This is a genomic window from Staphylococcus equorum (assembly GCF_029531845.1).
Lineage (GTDB): Bacteria > Bacillota > Bacilli > Staphylococcales > Staphylococcaceae > Staphylococcus > Staphylococcus equorum_C.
Genome location: NZ_JAMBPV010000001.1, coordinates 95489 through 115376 on the forward strand (window position 1 = coordinate 95489; position 19888 = coordinate 115376).

Below are 19888 nucleotides of genomic sequence, written 5' to 3' on the forward strand. Positions count from 1 at the left end.
TCAATCCACCCCTTTGTGTTGAAACTCAACTTTACCTATTGTTCCAATTGAATTACGGCCAATGTTAAATATACCTTCTAAATCATTTTCTGCTATGGTAGTAACAATTTTCAACCCAAATGATGGTTGAAAGGCACTTTCTTCTTCACCCGTATCTTGAACTTCAAGCTTTACGGTATCCGAGTCTTCATTGTAAGCTAGCATTACGTTTATGCTACCCTCGGTTTGATTGTTGAAAGCATGTGTTAAACAGTTCGTAATTAGTTCATTTGCAATCAACGCAACTGAGACTGCAATATTAGATACTAAATTAATATGTTCATCTGTCTGATATGTGATATGTAATGTTTTATTCGATGATTCGTTATAAACGACCATATTACCTATCTTTTTAATCAATTTATCGATATTCACCGTATCCGTCGATGATTCATCTAGAATGACTTCATATACAGAGGCGATACTTAGAATACGATTTAAACTTTCTTGGAAATATTTTTCACTACCATTTGGCAAGCCGCGTCTCATCTGTAACCGCAATAAACTTGCTACGGTCTGTAAATTATTCTTCACGCGATGATGCACTTCTCTAATAGCTACAGATTTAGAAATGAGTTCGCGTTCCTTTTCTTTCAAATCTGTAATATCTTTTAACAGTATTAAATGACCTGTCATTACGCCTTCTTCAAGTAACTGAATGCACTTCACTTGAAAATAGTGTCCTTTAAGCTCACGTTCTTCAATTGTGATAACTCGACCATCTGTAAGCATATCTTTAATGCTCGGGAACAACGCTACGAAATTCAACCCCGCTTCACAATCGACGTCCACTAAATCTCTAACCATTGTCTCGCCGGCTAAGTTATAGTAGCGAATGTCTAATGCGTTGTCTAAATCAAACAAACTTTCTTCAATCATATCCGGTACAAAAATTGGGTCATCACTATTTTGTGAGACGATGTCACTTAATGTTGTTGTCGCCTGCGTCAAAGCTTTTAATCTTTTTTCTTCCATTACTTTGTTGCTTACATCTATTTCCATAATCAGTGTGCCAACAATGACATCTTCCAATTTAATTGGTGTAACACTTTGCTCTACTACTTTACCTTCTTGAGTGATTGCACGGTGTTGTGCAAAATCATCTCCTTCCAATACTTGGAATACAGCGGGTTCAAATTTTTCATATACATTTTCACCAATGACTGAACCTTGATATAAACCCTCGTCATTGGTAGGTATAGCTTCCGCTACTACTATAACTTCTCCATCTTTATTAGTAGGACAATCAATAAACACATTCGCTCTGTTTAAATCTGCAATCATTTGTAAATGATCAGATACTTCTACGATATGTTGTATAGCCTGTGGTGTTAAACTTGTATGCGTTTTACATAAATTATTTACTTCGTTGATAGTTATCATTCCAAACATAGTTTTGCGAATATTTAGATTTCTTATATATATAACTACCATTATGAAATTTTGACGATTATATGTCAATGTATAATGAAATAATTTGAAAAATTATAGTAATTTTTCATCATTATTGCTTAGTCTACGTCGCACTTTCATATGGCTTAACATATGTTTTACTTTAAACTTCCTATAATTAAAACGGGGGGCGGGACAGAAATCAAAATTTGATTTCCTATTCCCACCCCCACAAGACTTCCTATAAACACGCTCGGTTGTAAATTCTTTATTCATCTAACTGCATATATACGATATGCGTTCTTAAATATTCTTCTAAGCCATGTTTGCCATCTGCCCCGCCAATACCTGATTGTTTTACACCTGCATGGAAACCTTGAATTGCTTCAAAGTTTTCTCTATTAATATATGTTTCACCGAATTCTAATTTCTCTACTGCTGTAAATGCTTTTTGGATACTCTCTGTATAGATAGAAGAAGTTAATCCATATTGACTGTCATTTGCTAATTCAATTGCTTCTTCAAAAGTATCAAATTCAACAATTGGCAATACTGGCCCAAAGACTTCTTCTTGAACAATATCCATACTATTTTTACAGTTTGAAATGATTGTAGCTGGATAGAAATAGCCTTGTTGCTCAGGTATCTCTCCACCACATTTAATTACGCCGCCTTGTGATTCAGCTTTTTTAACATGATTGTGCACACGCTCTTGAGCCTTCTCATTAATTAAAGGACCCATGTCATAACTATGTTCTAACGTATTACCAAAATTAACTTCGCTCATTTTTCGAACTAATTGTTGAGTGAATTTTTCACTTATACTGGAATGTACATACACACGTTCAGCACAGTTACACACCTGACCTGTATTAATAATACGAGAATCTATAATATATTGAATTGCTTTATCTAAATTAGCATCTTCTAATACAATTGCCGGCGCTTTACCACCTAATTCTAAATTAACTTTAGTTACATTTTTACTTGCAGCTTCCATTACTTTTTTACCTGCTGAGACACTACCTGTAATAGAAACGAGTGCAACTTTACTATTACTCGCAAGCTCATTACCTACGATACTACCTTCACCATTCACTAAATTAAAAACGCCAGGTGGTAGGCCAACTGAATCTAATATCTCAGTGAATATTTGCGCATTTATAGGCGTTTCTTCTGAAGGTTTAACTACAATTGTATTTCCGGTAATAAGTGCTGGCGCTGTTTTGCGTGCGATCAAGAAGAACGGAAAGTTCCATGGCAAAATACCTGTAGTCACACCCAGAGCTTTTTTATACATTAGAATATGTTCCTTCTTACGATCACTCTGTATGATTTCTCCTTCATATCTTCTTGCCCATTCTGCCATATAATCTATATAATCTGCTGTAAAAAATGCTTCTGTATTAGCTAAATCATATGTTTTACCGCCTTCTTGCATAATTACTTTAGTAATTTCTTCACTGCGTTCACGAATACCTGCTGCAATTTTTTTAAGGTAGTTGCCTCGTTCAATTGCTGGTAGTTCGCTCCATGCATTTTGTGCTTTATCTGCATATTCGATAGCTTCTTTTGTGTCTTGTTCTGAACCTCTATTTAATTTTGCAATCGTTTCTTCTGTTGCCGGATTTCTCACATCAATTGCATCTTCCATGTTTTTTTCAACAAATGAACCGTTAATATAATCTTTAATATTTATCATATTTTACTCTCTCCTTCATGAATCATGGTATTTGTTTCTGGTGTAATATTTAAGCCACTATTCGGACTTTCTCCATATCTTTCGCGTTCAATCTGTTCTAAAGTCTTCCCTTGTGTCTTAGGTGTTAGCACAATGCCAATGACTGCATGAATAACTAAAAATGAAATCATAATTATTCCAGTAATTTTGAATCCAAGTGATGCTAAAATTGTGGGTAGTACAAATGTATATACTGAGATTCCTGCTCGTACTATAAAGTACATCAAGCCTTGCGCTCCGGCACGATAGCGCGTTGGGAATAGTTCGCTTGTCCATAAAGCATAAAAGGCTTGGGCGCCTATACCAGCTGCTGACCCCCATAATAAAACAAATAAAATCAGTGATACCCAGTTCATAGGTGCAAAGGTCAATATAATCCAAGCAACAATACCCATTGTTGCACCTATACTAAATAGTAATCTTTGACTGATACGGTCTCCTAATTTCATAAACCCAAAATAAGTCGTAACCACGGTACACAGCCATAAAATCGCTTGTAAGATGTTAGCTTGGGCACCACTCAGACCACCAACGCTTTCATAAATGAAAGGCATAAAGTATCCCATTGCGCCAGATGTTAAATTCCAGAATAAATAAATTCCTATGAGTAATAACATCGCCTTTAGATTTACTGGATTAGTAAATAATTCTTTAAAAGCTGATGTCTTTTTAACATTAAATGAAGCTTCTCTTTGCTCTTTTTCCTTTTCTTCTTCCCAAATTTTAGATTCTTCCATACCTTGTCTAATCCACCACGTAATACCCGCAATAATAAACAAATGTAGAAAAATTAATCTTGAGCCTAATAATCCTAATGGCGCTAACATAACTGCTAAAGTAAAAGTAATTGCTGGTCCAATAGACCATGCTAGTTGTGCAGTTCCTACACGTTTTGCTCTTTCTTTTTCTGGTGCTTCTTCTGCAATATACGTCCAAGCTACAGGTACCCCTATACCTACAGCTATACCAACAATAATTGTACCTGTTAGTAACATTGATAAATTAACAGAAAGTATGATAATTAAAATACCGACCATGTATAATAATAAATCGTATTTAAAGATAAATTTTCTACCTAGTTTATCTGTTAATGGTCCACCGATTAATGCACCAATTGCTGCACCTAATGCATTCGCACTTAACGCACTCAGTAACCCCATCTGCCAATTATCAATATTTAAATATGCTTGCCAGAGTGATAAACTACTCGCCGCTGCAATAATTGAACCCGCTTCTATATAATTGGCCATTGCAACTGCGATTGTTGCAAGCCAGCCATTTGTCTTTTTAGGTTTTAAACTCATAACCTCATCCCCATTTTTCGTTTATTTCAAATAGAACATCTCTCTCAATTCGGTTGATTTAGGACTATTATCTTCATTCACTTGCATAATATCGGCCATGTAATCCCACCATTTCCGACAAATCGGATTTTGTGCCATATTGTTATATGCTGTTTTATCGTTAACATCAAGTACTGCAAATAATTCTCCAGTGGCTTCATTTAGAAAAATACTGTAATCATGCACGCCGCTCTCTTTTAATAACTGTTTCATTTCAGGCCATAATTCATCATGTCTGCGTTTATATGCTTCATATGAATCTTCATTGACATACATCACCGTTGCGATACGCGTCACCTATCTCACCTCTACCTCTAAGTATCCTTCTTTGGGTTCAACATTAAATCCTTGAGCTAGCTCCCATAAATTCGCATCTGAAATCGTTTGTTTAATACCACCTTGTGCTTGCGCATACGTATATACTTCAGCTGCTTTTTCAATTGTTTCAATGAGACCAAACACTTCGTCTAAATCATGTCCAGCTCCAAACACACCATGAAACGGCCAAATAACAGACCTTTGATGTTTCATTTTTTCTGATGTAAGTTGCCCTATTTGTTCTGTACCAGGTACCACCCAAGGGATAATACCAATTGCATCTGGAAATACAACGAGACATTCCGTACACATTTTCCATAATGTTTTCGTAAACGCCTTTTCATCTAATTCATGCGTATACGTCATCGCAATCGTATGTGTGGCATGGCAATGTATGATAACACGGTGTGTAGCATCGACTTCTAAACGTTGGATATGATTCATTAAATGCGTTGGCAATTCGCTTGTTGCTACTGCATCATTCACAAAGCCCCATAAAATGTTATAGCTTTTACCATCTGCTGCAATTTTAATTAAACCTAATGCATCTTGTGGATCATCTATAATATTTTTGAAGTATTTTCCTGTACCAGTTACAAGAATATATTTATTCGCTAATGGACGAACTTCAAATGGAAGATTTACGTTCCTAATATTACTGCCGTCTTCTGCTAAATACGGTTGAACCTTAGCATCATCTAAGATCCAAGATATATTGCCTCCATTACGTTCGTCCCAACCTTTGTGATACATTAAATGTGTAATCTTAGATAATTCTTTAACTGCGGGAGAATCTACAAAGTTTTCCAATTAAATTCCTCTTTCCTGTAAAATATTTTCTTCATATTTTTTAATCGGCTCATACCAATCCAGTCCTGGTTCAGCGTCATTTCTACTACAAAATTCATTCCATATCGCACCAAACGGATACATCTTCATTTCTTCTTGCAACGCTAAACGTCTTGTAAAGTCACCGCTCTGTTCAACTTCTTTTAATTCATTGATTGGATCTAATAAAGCTTTAAGCAATGCTTTTTGCATATTTCTAGTACCAATAACCCATGCAGCCACTCTATTAATAGATGCATCGAAGAAATCTAAACCGACTGTTGTACTCTTGAGTAAATCGTTATAAATGAGTTCTTTCGCTATCTCGTTCAATTCATCATCCAATGTAACAACATGATCGCTATCCCATCTTACTGGTCTAGAAACATGTAAACTTAGACCTTTTGTAAATAACTTGAGTGCCGATAATTTGTTAGACACAACTTCTGTTGGATGATAATGTCCGGCATCTAGTAATATTTGTTTATTTCTTGTTAAGGCATAACCCATATAAAATTCATGAGAACCAACAACATAACTTTCAGAACCAATACCAAATAATTTACTTTCTAATGTATCGATATTGTAGCTTTCATCTATTTCTTCTTTGAAAATTTCATCCAAACTCTCCATTAAACGTTTTCGAGGTGTTAGACGATCTACCGGTGTATCTTTATAACCGTCCGGCACCCAAATATTTGTTGTTGAAGGCTGGCCTAATTCTTTACCAAAATATTCACCGATTTTTCTAGATTTTTTACAATGTTCTATCCAAAAGTCTCTAATCGATTTATCCGGATGTGCTAATGTGAATCCATCTTCTGACTTCTCATGACTAAAGCACGTTGGGTTAAAATCTAATCCCAATTCATTTTCTTTTGCCCATTGAACCCACTGCTCAAAATGCTTTGGCTCTATTTCATCTAAATCGATTGCTGCTTCAGATTCGGCATAAATACCATGTAGATTAATTTTATGTTTTCCTGGAATATGTTTTAAAGCTTCTTCTAAATCACTTCTGAGTTCCTCTCCATTGCTTGCTTTACCTGGATGATTACCAGTGACTGATATACCTCCTGATAATTCTTGATTGAAAAGGAAACCTTCTACATCGTCTCCTTGCCAACAATGGATGGAGATTTTAATATCTTTTAACCTAGTTAAAGCTTTTTCTACATCAACGCCTAATGCTTCATATTGTGTTTTTGCTGCTTCAAATGCTTGTTTATTATACGTACTCATAATGAGTGACCCCCTTGAATGTGTTAATATCTTGATTTGCGATATGTTTTAACTCTGGTTTGGCTATCTTTTTCGTATCTGTAGAATGCTTAATTAGCGCTCTAGCTTCTTGGACATTTTCAAATTTACCTGTGCCAATCATTGTTGCTGCTAAATTCCCATATATTGTCGCTTCCGTTGGTCCTGCAATGACGTCGCAATTTGTATACAAGGCAGTAAGTTCATTTAAATATTCATTATTGGAACCGCCACCGACGATATTGATTACTTCAATTGGTTCTTTTGTTATTTCGTTTAATTCTTCTATGGAAATTGCATAAATTATTGCAAGATTCATATAAACACTTTGGACAATTTCACCTAATGTTTGCGGCACTGTTTGGTTCGTCTCGACACAGTAATTTTTAATTTCATCCACCATACTGTCAGGGTTAATAAATCGTTGCTCGTTAAAATCGATATAAACTTTAAAGTCTTGATTTTGTTTTGCTTCCTCTACCATTTCAGGAAATGTGTAATTTTTGGGCCAATCTTTTCGTATACGCTGTATAATCCACATACCTATAATGTTTTTTAAGAAACGATAGGTGTGGTTCATACCGCGTTCATTAGAATAGCCGAGTTCTAATGCTGTTTCAGTTACGATTGGATTTTCTAATTCTTTACCTATTAACGACCAAGTACCACTTGATAAAAAGGCCCATTTTTTCAATTCATCTCCAACAGCACCTAAAACAGCTGATGCGGTATCATGAGATGCTGTTGCATATACATATGTCACAGGTAAATCATCATGGATGTTTAAGTCTGTATTGATTTGGCCTATGTATGTCCCAGGTTCAATCGTATTTGGAAATTGTTCCTTACCTATTCCTATTGATGTTAGTAACCCCTGATCTAACGAATGATCCTTCACTGAGAGTAATTGTGTCGTACTTAAATTAGTAATTTCATTTCTTTTCTTATTGGTAAGTAAATAATTTAAATAATCAGGAATAAGCAAAATATCATGTGCTTTATCTTTTAATTCTTGTGTCTCTTCAAACAGCTGATAAATTGTATTAAATGTTAAAAATTGAATTCCAGTTTTTTGAAAAATATCGTATTTGGAAACTTCGCTAAATAATTTATGCATCGTTGTATCAGTTCGTGAATCCCTATAGGAAACCGCGTTTTGTAAGCGATTCCCTTTATGATCTAAAAAAAGATAGTCTACGCCCCACGTATCTATACTTAAACAACACTCTGTGATGCCCATAGCTTTAGCTTTTTTTAAAGAAAGGATAATTTCTCCAAATAAATAGTCAACATCCCACACTTCTTGTTGATTTTGTGCTGTAAACCCATTGGCGAAACGATTGATTTCTTGTGTTTTAATTTGGTCATTGTCGATATTTGCTAAGATGGCTCTACCACTAGATGCCCCAATATCAACAGCTATATAATGCTTCAACTTATCACCTCTTTGGTTATGATTATAATCAAACAATCCACATAAATCAACACAAAACAAAATATTTTGATAATTAATGTGGTTTATATGTTGTTTTCAGTCTTTTTTTGTGAGATTAAAAGCTTTTTTATGTTATAATAATAACAATATATATTTAGGAGAAATTTATTATGAAGCCATTTGAAAGAAGAAAGTCACTACTAAATCATCTCTATTTAAACAGTGTTGTTTATGTGAATAAATTAGCTTCTGAATTTAATGTTTCAGAAGAAACAATTCGTCGAGATTTAGAAAAATTGGAAAAAGAAGGTATCGTAGAACGTAATTATGGTGGCGCAAAACTAATCAAAACTGAAGAACTTCCTTATTCAGTGAGACACACGCGCAACAAAGATAGCAAAGTTATTATTGCTAAAAAAATTGATCAATTTATACAAAATGATACAAGTTTATTTGCTGATTCTAGTTCTACAATCAATGAAGCTTTAAAACGTTTCGCTATTTCCAATAAACGAATTCATATTATAACAAATGCTGTAAATGCACTATACGAACTTAATCAAACATCTATGGAAATCAACTCAACAGGTGGCAAATTATTAAAACATTCTTCTGCATTAGTTGGTCCACAAACGACAGAATCAATTAATAAATTTCATACGGATTATGCCATTTTAAGCTGTAAGGCCCTGTCTAAAGATGGCATCATTACCGATTCTAATGAATACGAATCGCACATTAAAGAACTCATGATCAATAAAGCCAAGCAAGTTATTTTGGCAATCGACTCCTCGAAATTTGATGGGAACAGTTTAATAAGTTTTGGACACTTATCCAATATCGACTATATCGTGACAGATATTGAATTTGATGACGAATGGAAAAATACCCTCGAAAATCATTCAGTAAAGATAATATAATTTCTCTTTTTAACTTTCATATCTTATAATCAATGAATTAAGAATGAAATTATTAAAATAATAAACATATTATACGATAAGCACTTATCATTCCAAATGCGATGGTAAGTGCTTTTTCTTATGTTAATCACAACGATGTACATAAAACGGAATTGCATTTGTGTCTAATGAGTGTACAACTCTTTGATGACCTGTGCTAAATTAGAGTCAACAACAAGGGAGGGATTCAAAATACAAGCAGAAAACTTTAATATCATTACGGAAATGATTAAAAATCCAAAAATTAAAGGCAAAGACTTAGAAGTGATGTTCAACATGTCTCGCAGACAACTTGGCTATCGAATCCAAAAAATCAATGAATGGTTAACTGAACAAGATTGCCCAACGATTGAACGCACAAGCCAAGGATTCTTCATCGTTGATGATATAATCAAAAATTTTCTTAATGTATCTATTGAACCTATTCCACAGGAAGATGAGCAAGTATATACTGCTTACCAACGCGCGCATCTCATTTTACTGATGTTGTTTAGAGAAGATGAAACATTGTCATTAAATCACTTTTCAATCGATTTGAAAGTAAGTAAGAACACAGTGTTAAATGATTTAAAAAAATTAAAATCATTACTAGAACCATATGATGTCACTCTGAAATATTCACGACAGGAGGGTTATTATTTAGTCGGTAATGAGTTTGAACTTAGAAGACTTTTAACACGCTTAATTGATAAAGTATTTACCTTAAATATTTCAAAAGATGATATTTTAACAAGTTTAGCTTTGCAAGAAGAGAAACTTCAAATCATCGATCTTCAAATCAACAAAATCGAACAATATTTAGAGAATAATTTTATTGATCAAAGCACTGAGACATTACGCTATAAACTCTATTTCATCATGAGAAGAATTCAACACGATAAGATCGTCTCACCTTTTTCAATTGGATACGATGACCTTTCCGACACTGAGGAGTATCAAGCAACTGAAATACTAACTTCAAACTATCCTGATATTCCTCGGCAAGAGAAATTATTTATAACATTGCAGCTATTATCAACAAGTGTGCAATGGTCGGAATTAGATGATGTGAAAGTTTTACCAGAATTAAAAACTGCATTACAAAGCATGCTTGATCAATTTGAGAAAATCACTTTTATCACCTTTGAAGATCGTGAAACGTTGGTTAACCAATTGTTGTTTCATATGAAACCTGCCTTTTACAGAATTAGGTATGAGTTATCTGATGTCGATAGTTTACAGAATAATCTGAAAGATGATTACAAAGAATTATTTCATCTTGTTAAACTCTCTTCTAAACCTATGGAAAAGTTCTTTAACCAACCATTACCTGATAATGAAATCGCATATCTAACCATACTCATTGGCGGTATTTTAAGAAGACAAGATGAAGACATCGACAAAAAAGTGAAAGCTGTTGTGGTTTGTACACAAGGCACTTCAATTTCTCAACTGATGTTACAAGAATTACGAAGTGTGTTCCCCGAATTCATATTTTTAGATGCATTATCACTACGTGAATTCAATCAGTATACGCTCGACTTTGATATCGTCTTTTCACCAATGCACGTGATGACACACAAAAGATTATATATCACAAAAGCGATATTAACTGCCAAAGAAAAACACGACCTTCGTCAATATGTATTCGGTCAACTCAACAATAGTTTTGAGACAGACATACACGCTGAAAAGATGCTAGCCATGATACGTGAGCATGCTGAAATTCATAACGAAGACGTTTTACTTAATGAAATTAAAAACCAATTTGATGATATTCATGCATACGCTTCAATCAAATCGTCTTCAATTTCGTTAAATGGTCATTTGAATTTACAAGATTTGTTGCCAGTACACCATATTCAATTTGCATCTCAAGTTTCAAATTTGGAAGAAGCAATTCGGCTTACAGCTGAACCACTTTCTAGTCAAAACTATATAGATGCAAATTACATCGATTCAATGATTCAATCTTTTGACGACACTTATATGGTTATCAATCAAAATATCGCCATACCGCATGCTGAGAACGAACAAAATGTAAACCGTACGTCTATGAGTATGTTGGTATTAGATGAACCATTGACGCTAAGCACAGGACTTAATGTACATGTCTTTGTGGTTATCGCAGCAACAGATAAATTCAAACATCTAAGACCCTTATTACAATTACGAGATTTAGCACAAGACAATGAAAGTATGCAAAGCATCATACAAACAGATTCAAAAGCACAAATATTTGAAACGATTAAACAATTCTCAAAAATAGATTGAAGCAAAGGGGTTGCGTCATATGGAAGGTTTAACTATTGATGCCTCGAATGTTGTCATTGGTTTAGAGGCCACAACAAAGGAAGGCGTATTAAGTCAATTAGCCGAATTAATGCATAACAATGGTTATGTAAAAGCTTCATACAAAGAAGCAGTTATCGAAAGAGAACAGTCATTTGCTACTGGGTTACCCACAGTTTATTGTTCTGTAGCCATTCCACACACAGATATTCAGCACGTGAATTCAAAATCAATTGGTGTGGCTGTCCTTAAAGAAACAGTTCCCTTCGTCATCATGGGCGAAGTTGAAGAAACAACCGATGTGAAATTAATTTTTATGCTCGCAATGGATAAAGAAGATGCTCAATTATCATTACTACAAAAATTGATGGGCATTTTCCAAAATGATCAAATACTTGAAGCCATTGCAAACGCAACAGATAGCAATCAAGTCGTAAATGTTATTGAACAGGAATTAGCAGACGCGTAATCATTCAATTTATTAATAAAAAATATAACAGGAAGAGAATTTAAACATTAAGTTCTCAAATTAGGAGGAAATTATTATGAAACAAGTATTAGTAGCATGTGGAGCAGGTATCGCAACTTCAACGGTAGTAAATAGCGCAATCGAAGAAATGGCAAAAGAGCACAATATCAAAGTAGATTTAAAACAAATTAAAATTTCAGAAGTTGGCGTTTACGCAGATTCAGCAGATTTATTAGTTACAACTGCAATGACGCAAAAAGAATATGACTTCCCTGTCATTAACGCACGTAATTTCTTAACTGGAATTGGCATTGAAGATACTAAAAAAGAAATCTTAGACGCATTACAAGAATAATGAGTCATTTAATTTAAAATACCGAAATCAACCGTTGGGATAAATATCATAAAAGAAGTTCATGGTTATTAAAAAATGGCGTCTTAATTTATACCAACATCACTTTATATTAAAGAGGATGGTGTAAGGGATGAGTGGATTTGTAGATTTTATTCAAGCTTTTCTAGATTTAGGGGCAACAGTAATCCTTCCAATCGTTATATTTTTACTAGGATTATTCTTTAGGCAAAAAGTAGGTGCAGCATTTAGATCAGGTTTAACGATTGGTGTCGCATTCGTAGGGATTTTCTTAGTTATTGATTTACTTGTAAACAACTTGGGACCCGCTGCTCAAGCGATGGTTAAAAACTTAGGCGTAAGCTTAAATGTTATTGATGTAGGTTGGCCAGCAACATCTTCTATTGCATGGGCATCTGTTATCGCAGCATTTATTATTCCTTTAGGTATTGTTATTAACATTGTTATGTTACTGACAAAGACTACACGAACAATGAACGTAGATATTTGGAACTTCTGGCATTATACATTCATGGGTGCCATGGTTTACGCCGTATCTGATAGCATTTGGCAATCATTAGTGGCTGCAGCAATATTCCAAATTGTCTGTCTGAAAGTGGCTGACTGGACTGCACCAATGATGAGTGAATTCTACGATTTACCTGGGGTCTCGATTGCCACAGGTAGTACGATTTCATATGCGCCAGGGATTTTCTTAGTAAAAGGTTTACAAAAAGTACCTGGCATCAACAAACTACATGCAGACCCAGAAACAATTCAAAAACGTTTCGGTGCATTTGGTGAATCTATATTCGTCGGCTTAGTACTTGGTTTAATTATTGGTTTACTAGCTGGCTATAACGCTGGCGATGTTATTAACCTCGGTATGTCAATGGCCGCTGTTATGGTATTAATGCCTCGTATGGTTAAGATTTTGATGGAAGGTTTAATGCCTGTTTCTGAATCTGCACGTACTTGGTTAAACAAACGCTTTGGTGATCGTGAAATTTACATTGGTTTAGATGCTGCGGTTGCATTAGGTCACCCAGCAGTTATCTCAACAGCTTTAATTTTAGTTCCAATCACTGTATTATTAGCAGTTATTTTACCTGGTAACCAAGTCTTACCATTTGGCGACTTAGCAACGATTCCATTTATCGTCGCATTTATCGTAGGTGCTGCACGAGGTAATATCATACACTCAGTTATTGTCGGCACAATTATGATTGCCATCTCTTTATATATCGCAACAGATATTGCACCGATATTCACAAGCATGGCAGAAGGCACAAACGTGAATATGCCATCTGGCTCATCTCAAATTTCAAGTCTTGACCAAGGTGGTAACATCTTAAATTACATTATTTTCAAATTCTTTAGTTTATTTAATTAACAGATAGGAGCTGACATTACATGAAAGCACTCGTTAAAACTGAACCAGGATTCGGGAATCTAGAAGTCTTAGATAGAGAGATACCTTCACCGAACGCAGATGAAGTAAAAATAAAAGTCCATTATGCAGGTATTTGTGGCACGGATGTGCACACGTATGAAGGTCATTATAAAGTGAACTTTCCAGTGACACTTGGCCATGAATTTTCAGGAGAGGTTGTAGAAACAGGCGCTAATGTCACCGATTTTAAAATTGGTGATCGCGTCACTTCTGAAACAACATATTACATTTGTGGTGAATGTGAATATTGTCAAAGTGGTGATTATAACTTATGTAATCATCGTAAAGGTTTAGGCACACAACAAAACGGTGGCTTCACGCAATACTTAGTTGCACGTGCAGCGAGTGTCCACCGTATTCCTGACAATGTTTCATATAAAGCAGCATCTATGACGGAGCCATTAGCTTGTGCCCACCATGCCGTTTCTAAAATTGAAATACAGCCTGACGATGTCGTAGTCGTTATGGGGCCTGGACCTATTGGATTACTTGTCGCGCAAGTCGTTAAAAGTAAAGGTGCAGCAGTCGTAATCACTGGATTAGATAATGATCAAACAAGATTAGATAAGGCAACAGAACTTAAATTAGATCATGTCGTCAATATTCAAAATACTGATTTAAAAGACTATGTAAACAGTATTACCAATGGTTATGGTGCAAACGTAGTATTAGAATGTTCTGGCGCAATACCCGCTGCCAAACAAGGTTTAGATATCTTACGTAAAAAAGGACAATATGTCCAAGTTGGTATCTTTAAAGATCCACAAATTTCTTTTGATTTAGAAAAAATCATACAAAAAGAAATACGAATGGTCGGTACGAGAAGTCAAAAACCAGCCGACTGGGAACCTTCTTTACAACTGTTAAGCAGTGGTGATGTCAATGCTGAAGCATTAGTCACAAATGAACTTGATATTACGCAGTGGGAAGAAGGCTACAACCATATCAAAGGTGGCGAAGGCATCAAAGTACTCCTTCGCCCTATCGATTAACTTGTTTCAAATAACCATCATTTAGCACTTAAATGATATAAGGAGATAATTATTATGGTAGAACATATGTTAGATTTCATGCTTGGGCCATTGAGAGGTATTACAGATTTATATATGAATAACTTACTTTATTGTAATATAGTCGTTTTTCTTGGTTACTTCGGCACAAAATTTTTAAAAAAGAAAAAAGTTACTTCTGAACAAAATTAATGCGCTTATTATTCAGAAGATAAGAGGTGAAATACTTTGAAAGCTTTGAACCTATACGGCATTGAAGATTTAAGGTACGAAGAAATAAAACCTCCTGAAATTGAAGACAATAACGATGTCATCATTAAAGTGATTGCAACTGGTATATGCGGATCGGACAATTCCCGCTATAAAAAACTAGGCCCTTATCGTGAGGGCATGACGTTTGGGCATGAATTTTCAGGAGTTGTGGAAAGTATAGGCAGTAACGTAAATCATGTGGCAGTTGGCGATGCAGTCACGGGTTGTCCAGCTATCGCTTGTCACGCCTGTGAACAATGTGAAAAAGGTGAATACTCTAGATGTGAACATTTATATGTTATTGGCTCTTATGAACCTGGCTGTTTTGCAGAATTCGTTAAACTACCTGCAAATAACGTCCTAAGATTGCCAGCTAATGTAGACTTTGATACAGCTGCTATGGTCGAGCCTTCTGCAGTAGTAGCACACGGGTTTTATAGAACAAGTATGAAACCTGGTGCAACGGTAGCTGTTATAGGGTGTGGCAGTATCGGTTTACTAGCCATTCAATGGGCTAAAATATTTGGTGCTGCTAAAACGATTGCCATTGATATCGATCCAGATAAATTAGCAATTGCTAAGACGCTCGGTGCGGATTATACAATTAATTCTAAAGATGAAAATTTAGATGACGTCATCGCTACGATTCCTCATAACATAGACGTCGCTGTTGAATCGGCCGGCTCACCATTTACGATTGGACAAGTCTTAACTTTGCCAGCTAAGGGCGGTGAAGTCTTACTACTCGGTATACCTTATTCCGATATTGAAATGGATCGTGTTCATTTCGAAAAAATATTACGCAATGAACTTAATGTTATCGGCTCTTGGAATGGCTTATCCGCCCCATTTCCAGGCGAAGAATGGCATGCGTCCCTTCATTACATGTCTACAGGAGAGATTCAAGTGGATCCAATGATTTCAGATCGCTTAGATTTAGCAAAAGGTCCTGAAACATTTGATGCATTAGTTAATAAAAAGAAACATTTTGATAAAGTGATTTTCCACCCATAATTAAAAGCTAACGTTACCATAATCATTATTTAAAAAAGGTCCTAACACCGATGACGGTATTAGGACCTTTTTAGATGCGTATTTATATTGTGGCGTTTGCCATAACAGATAACTACCTACAGTGAATGACTATTTTAGGCTTTGGCTTTTAATTGATTCGCTACAATTTCTAAAATGATAGAAACAGCAATAATTAAAAGCGTAATCGCGCCGACTTCATTTAAATCAAAGTAGAAATTACTTGCCATAAATAATTCATAACCAATGCCGCCAGCACCTGCTGCTGCGCCCATAGCCACTGCAACACCAAAGTTAATTTCGAATCTTAAAAAAGTCCAAGAAACAATATACGACTTTGTTTGTGGAATGACAACTTGCGATAAAATATGTGTATAACTTGCACCAGTCGCTTGAAGTGCCTCGATTTTCCCTTTATCTAATTCTTCAAATGCTTCTGAATAAGCTTTAACTAGGTAAGAGATAGAGTGAAACACCATACCTATGATTGCTGCGATTGAACCTAATCCTGCTGCTATCGCAAAGATAAGCACCCATAACACGGTTGGTACTGCTCTAAAAACAGTCACAAAGCTTTTTATCGTATAACTTAACCATGGTTTAGATAAATTCATTGAGGTACCAAATGCTAAAAACAATGAAATAATTGCGCCAATAATCGTTGATAAAAATGCCAAGCATAGTGTAATAAATACTTGCCATGCTGCACCAGCAAAATTAATTTGATTGAAAGTTGGCGTTAAAAACATGATTTTCAAATTAGCAAACGTCTCCTGTAGTGCCTGCATTAAATTTAAATCTTTATAATCTAATAGAAAAAACCCAACAAAAGTAAATATGAGTGAGGCTATAATAAATACCTTCAACAAAATCTGGCTCTTATTAGGCTGAGTTACTTTAATTTTTCCGTTTCTTTTTTTAGCTACCAATGTACTCATCGTAAAATTTCCCTTCTAATATAATTAGAGATAAATTCAATTATTAATACCGCGAACACAATTGCTAAAGTAATGAGTGAAATCATTTGATAATCGAGTTGTTTATAATAGAGATCAAATAAATAACCGATACCTGTACCTGTCAGTATCCCTATTAAAGTAGCATTTCGAATATTTGTTTCAACCATAAATAATACCCAACTGAACATTTGAGGTAGACTCTCGGTCAACACAGCTTTAACGACAATGTGTGTGTACGAAGCACCTGTTGCTCGTAGTGCTTCAATAGTATCTAAACTCATTTCATCAATCGTCTCAATAAACGCACGTACTAAAAATCCAAATGAAGTGAAAAAGAGTGCCAAAAACCCTGTCGCTGCATTCGTACCAAAGCTGACCACTAGGATTAACGCCCAAGCAACAACTGGAATATTTCTGCTAATAGAGGCAATCACTTTTGCTGTATACATAAAAAAGCGATTTACTGCCATCACTTTTGACCCTAATATCGCAAATACTACTGCGAAAATTGCTGCTACCACACTGGAAATAAATGATATTAAGATTGTGTCCCATAATAAACTCAGTACTTTAGGTAAATTGCTTAATGTTGCACTTGAAAATAACATGTTACTTAATAACCAACTAAAGCCAATAGGTATGGATGCAATGCCTTCTAGATGATTATATTGTGTAACAACGCTCGCTAATCCAATGAGTATTAAGATGACAATACTTACAGTAATTAATCTATAATGCTTTTTCTTGATGATATTGATATCTTGGATATGTGCTTTTTCCAAAATAGTCACCCCATTTCCTTACATAATAATTTCATCTATACCTGATCCATATATTTGATGTATTTCTTCATCGCTAAGTTGATTTGTTAATTTATCACAAACTACCTTGCCATTATTCAAACCAATAATGCGTTCTGCATATAATTTAGCTATCTCAATTTGATGTAAATTAACGATAATTGTAATACCTCTGTCCTTGCATATGTTATGAAGATATTTCATTATTGTTTGAGACGCATTCGGATCTAAAGAAGCAATAGGCTCATCACATAAAATGATTTTAGGTTCTTGAATTAACGCTCTTGCAATGCCTACTCTTTGCTTTTGTCCACCACTTAAAGCATTACATTGCTTGTACATATGTTCTTCAATGCCTAACTCAGTAATGATATCAATAGCACTTTGTTTTTCTTCTTCTGTATACAATGAGAAAATGCCTTGAATTGGGTTTTTATTTCCTAGTAAACCGTGTAATACATTTTCAAAAACCGTTAAACGTTCAACGAGGTTATAATGTTGAAACACCATACCAATATCCGTTCTAACTTTTCTTAATTGTTTACCTTTCATAGGGATAATATCTTTATCTTCAAAATGTATAGAGCCTTCTGAAGGCTCTATCATTTTATTCATCAACCTTAGTAAGGTTGACTTACCCGCACCTGACGGACCGATAATTGAAACAAATTCACCTTTACGGATTTCTAAATTGATGTTTTCTAATACCTTTTTGCCTTTACTATAGGATTTCTGAATGTCTTTTAATTTCATGATGCCTGGTTTAAGTTTAGCTTCTGGCTTATTTGATTCTTCTAATAACTCTGCATTATCGAAATCAAACACCACGTCAGCCACTTTTTTGTGCTCTTCTTCTCTTACCTTTGTATTCAAGGTCATATAAAAGTCCTCCTGTAAATTTGACTACCGCCTTGCTAGGTCTTATTCATCACTTAAGTTTCTAATCGGGTCGAACCATTTGTCTTCTACTTCTACAAACTGTTCTTTGTCTGTTTTTTCAAATAGTCCTGATCCTTCTTCATCTTCAGGTAAAAAAACAGCTTTATTATTAGAGATTTCTTTTGAAGTTAATTTTTCTTTTATTTTATCCATTGTTTCTTTGTCTAAAGTTTCACTGTTACCTACGATAGGTGCATTCAATACGGGTGTTGATTTTATAATGCCAAATTTTTCACCTTTATATTGCGTAAACGGTGCCTTAGCGTCTTCTTTTACTTTATAAGTAGTGCCTGGCTTATTGGCTTCACCTCTATCTACTTCTACATAATCTGCTACGTTAATATCACTAAATGCTGCAATATCTGCTTTACCATTTAATAAGTTCACTGCTGATCCTTGGTGCGTATTACCAAACATAGTTTCTTTTAATAAGTTACCGCCTTCAGATAAATCTTTCGGTTTTAAATCTTTATATTTGTCTTGTTTTTTAAAGTGGTTGGCAATCAGTGTCGACGGTACTAAAAATCCTGATGTTGATGAAGGTGAGACGAATGACATTTTTTTATTTTCAATATTATCAAGACTATATTTACCTTTTTCTGTTTCATAATCCTTCATATTTTCCGGTTTAGTCGCTAACCAACTATTGTACTTAGCATCTTTCGTCGTTCCTGATGGTCCTGAAGCAACAACAAGTGGTTCGATTGCTTTGTTCTTCTCTTTTGCTTGGATATAACCTTCTGCACCCATAAATGCTAGATCTGCTTTGTTATTCGTAAGTGTTTCAATCGCTACTGTATAATCTGTTGTCAGTTTATGTTTAACTTTTTTACCTGTTTCTTCTTCAATAATTTTACCGATTTCTTCCCTTGCACCTTTTAATTCCTTACCAGATTCATTTGGATACCAAACCATCGTGAGTGACTTTTTATCTTTGTCTCCGTTACCGCCGCCTGAACCACCTGGACTACCTGAAGTTTTACAAGCAGCTAACACTAAAACTGAAATCATTAATAAAATCCATAATTTTTTCATT

General features: G+C 34.9%; 19 protein-coding genes. 8 read left to right on the forward strand and 11 right to left on the reverse strand.

What is annotated here, in order from left to right:
* From M4L39_RS00430 to M4L39_RS00460, 7 genes are all read right to left on the reverse strand, one after another.
* Positions 1-1422, reverse strand: a complete 1422-nt coding sequence (locus tag M4L39_RS00430; RefSeq protein WP_277580214.1) for a sensor histidine kinase — start codon at positions 1420-1422, stop codon at positions 1-3.
* A 277-nt stretch (positions 1423-1699) separates the two neighbouring features.
* A complete protein-coding gene (gene aldA / locus M4L39_RS00435; RefSeq protein WP_277580215.1) occupies positions 1700-3133 on the reverse strand; it encodes an aldehyde dehydrogenase in 1434 nt (477 codons plus the stop codon).
* A complete protein-coding gene (locus M4L39_RS00440; RefSeq protein WP_277580216.1) occupies positions 3130-4476 on the reverse strand; it encodes an MFS transporter in 1347 nt (448 codons plus the stop codon). Before M4L39_RS00440 ends, aldA begins: the two co-directional genes overlap by 4 nt.
* A gap of 21 nt (positions 4477-4497) precedes the next feature.
* Positions 4498-4812: an L-rhamnose mutarotase gene (gene rhaM, locus M4L39_RS00445; protein ID WP_277580217.1), complete on the reverse strand. Its 315-nt coding sequence runs from the start codon at positions 4810-4812 to the stop codon at positions 4498-4500.
* A complete protein-coding gene (rhaD, locus tag M4L39_RS00450; RefSeq protein WP_277580218.1) occupies positions 4813-5643 on the reverse strand; it encodes a rhamnulose-1-phosphate aldolase in 831 nt (276 codons plus the stop codon).
* Positions 5644-6903, reverse strand: a complete 1260-nt coding sequence (gene rhaA / locus M4L39_RS00455; protein ID WP_277580219.1) for an L-rhamnose isomerase — start codon at positions 6901-6903, stop codon at positions 5644-5646.
* Positions 6890-8356, reverse strand: a complete 1467-nt coding sequence (locus tag M4L39_RS00460; RefSeq protein ID WP_277580220.1) for a rhamnulokinase — start codon at positions 8354-8356, stop codon at positions 6890-6892. Before M4L39_RS00460 ends, rhaA begins: the two co-directional genes overlap by 14 nt.
* A gap of 170 nt (positions 8357-8526) precedes the next feature.
* Here M4L39_RS00460 and M4L39_RS00465 point away from each other — a divergent pair, with 170 nt between their 5' ends.
* The 8 genes from M4L39_RS00465 to M4L39_RS00500 all read left to right on the forward strand — a co-directional run bounded on the left by M4L39_RS00465 (position 8527) and on the right by M4L39_RS00500 (position 16136).
* Entirely contained in the window at positions 8527-9276 is a 750-nt protein-coding gene (locus M4L39_RS00465) for a DeoR/GlpR family DNA-binding transcription regulator (protein WP_277580221.1), read from the forward strand.
* A 186-nt stretch (positions 9277-9462) separates the two neighbouring features.
* Positions 9463-11568 carry a BglG family transcription antiterminator gene (locus M4L39_RS00470; protein ID WP_277580222.1) on the forward strand — a complete coding sequence of 702 codons (2106 nt, stop codon included), beginning with the start codon at positions 9463-9465 and terminating at the stop codon, positions 11566-11568.
* Positions 11569-11587: 19 nt separating this feature from the next.
* Positions 11588-12055 carry a PTS sugar transporter subunit IIA gene (locus M4L39_RS00475; RefSeq protein ID WP_277580223.1) on the forward strand — a complete coding sequence of 156 codons (468 nt, stop codon included), beginning with the start codon at positions 11588-11590 and terminating at the stop codon, positions 12053-12055.
* A gap of 76 nt (positions 12056-12131) precedes the next feature.
* The gene (locus M4L39_RS00480; protein ID WP_277580224.1) at positions 12132-12410 is read left to right on the forward strand and encodes a PTS sugar transporter subunit IIB; all 279 of its coding nucleotides are present in this window, start codon (positions 12132-12134) and stop codon (positions 12408-12410) included.
* Between the two features lie 130 nt (positions 12411-12540).
* On the forward strand, positions 12541-13800 hold the full coding sequence (locus tag M4L39_RS00485; protein WP_277580225.1) for a PTS galactitol transporter subunit IIC: 1260 nt from the start codon (positions 12541-12543) through the stop codon (positions 13798-13800).
* A 20-nt stretch (positions 13801-13820) separates the two neighbouring features.
* Positions 13821-14852: a zinc-binding dehydrogenase gene (locus tag M4L39_RS00490; RefSeq protein WP_277580226.1), complete on the forward strand. Its 1032-nt coding sequence runs from the start codon at positions 13821-13823 to the stop codon at positions 14850-14852.
* A 54-nt stretch (positions 14853-14906) separates the two neighbouring features.
* Positions 14907-15062: a hypothetical protein gene (locus tag M4L39_RS00495; RefSeq protein WP_277580227.1), complete on the forward strand. Its 156-nt coding sequence runs from the start codon at positions 14907-14909 to the stop codon at positions 15060-15062.
* A gap of 36 nt (positions 15063-15098) precedes the next feature.
* On the forward strand, positions 15099-16136 hold the full coding sequence (locus tag M4L39_RS00500) for a galactitol-1-phosphate 5-dehydrogenase (RefSeq protein ID WP_277580228.1): 1038 nt from the start codon (positions 15099-15101) through the stop codon (positions 16134-16136).
* A gap of 134 nt (positions 16137-16270) precedes the next feature.
* On the opposite strand, the gene M4L39_RS00505 is transcribed toward M4L39_RS00500, so the two are convergent.
* The 4 genes from M4L39_RS00505 to M4L39_RS00520 are packed head-to-tail and all read right to left on the reverse strand — an operon-like array spanning position 16271 to position 19887.
* Positions 16271-17092, reverse strand: a complete 822-nt coding sequence (locus M4L39_RS00505; RefSeq protein WP_277580229.1) for a PhnE/PtxC family ABC transporter permease — start codon at positions 17090-17092, stop codon at positions 16271-16273.
* Positions 17089-17895, reverse strand: coding sequence for a PhnE/PtxC family ABC transporter permease (locus M4L39_RS00510; RefSeq protein WP_277580230.1), 807 nt, complete (start codon positions 17893-17895; stop codon positions 17089-17091). Before M4L39_RS00510 ends, M4L39_RS00505 begins: the two co-directional genes overlap by 4 nt.
* 18 nt (positions 17896-17913) lie before the next feature.
* Complete coding sequence (phnC, locus tag M4L39_RS00515; protein WP_277580231.1) at positions 17914-18792, reverse strand: phosphonate ABC transporter ATP-binding protein; 879 nt, start codon at positions 18790-18792, stop codon at positions 17914-17916.
* Between the two features lie 42 nt (positions 18793-18834).
* On the reverse strand, positions 18835-19887 hold the full coding sequence (locus M4L39_RS00520) for a PhnD/SsuA/transferrin family substrate-binding protein (RefSeq protein WP_277580232.1): 1053 nt from the start codon (positions 19885-19887) through the stop codon (positions 18835-18837).
* Position 19888 lies beyond the last annotated feature (1 nt).

Excerpts from the sequence above, each read along its gene's own strand:
- M4L39_RS00475 (WP_277580223.1), top strand. The coding sequence starts at position 11,588 with ATGGAAGGTTTAACTATTGATGCCTCGAATGTTGTCATTGGTTTAGAG.
- M4L39_RS00470 (WP_277580222.1), top strand. The coding sequence starts at position 9,463 with ATGACCTGTGCTAAATTAGAGTCAACAACAAGGGAGGGATTCAAAATA.
- rhaA (WP_277580219.1), bottom strand. The coding sequence starts at position 6,903 with ATGAGTACGTATAATAAACAAGCATTTGAAGCAGCAAAAACACAATAT.
- M4L39_RS00480 (WP_277580224.1), top strand. The coding sequence starts at position 12,132 with ATGAAACAAGTATTAGTAGCATGTGGAGCAGGTATCGCAACTTCAACG.
- M4L39_RS00440 (WP_277580216.1), bottom strand. The coding sequence starts at position 4,476 with ATGAGTTTAAAACCTAAAAAGACAAATGGCTGGCTTGCAACAATCGCA.
- M4L39_RS00505 (WP_277580229.1), bottom strand. The coding sequence starts at position 17,092 with ATGAGTACATTGGTAGCTAAAAAAAGAAACGGAAAAATTAAAGTAACT.
- M4L39_RS00490 (WP_277580226.1), top strand. The coding sequence starts at position 13,821 with ATGAAAGCACTCGTTAAAACTGAACCAGGATTCGGGAATCTAGAAGTC.
- aldA (WP_277580215.1), bottom strand. The coding sequence starts at position 3,133 with ATGATAAATATTAAAGATTATATTAACGGTTCATTTGTTGAAAAAAAC.
- M4L39_RS00430 (WP_277580214.1), bottom strand. The coding sequence starts at position 1,422 with ATGATAACTATCAACGAAGTAAATAATTTATGTAAAACGCATACAAGT.
- M4L39_RS00485 (WP_277580225.1), top strand. The coding sequence starts at position 12,541 with ATGAGTGGATTTGTAGATTTTATTCAAGCTTTTCTAGATTTAGGGGCA.
- M4L39_RS00520 (WP_277580232.1), bottom strand. The coding sequence starts at position 19,887 with ATGAAAAAATTATGGATTTTATTAATGATTTCAGTTTTAGTGTTAGCT.
- M4L39_RS00465 (WP_277580221.1), top strand. The coding sequence starts at position 8,527 with ATGAAGCCATTTGAAAGAAGAAAGTCACTACTAAATCATCTCTATTTA.
- M4L39_RS00495 (WP_277580227.1), top strand. The coding sequence starts at position 14,907 with ATGGTAGAACATATGTTAGATTTCATGCTTGGGCCATTGAGAGGTATT.
- phnC (WP_277580231.1), bottom strand. The coding sequence starts at position 18,792 with ATGACCTTGAATACAAAGGTAAGAGAAGAAGAGCACAAAAAAGTGGCT.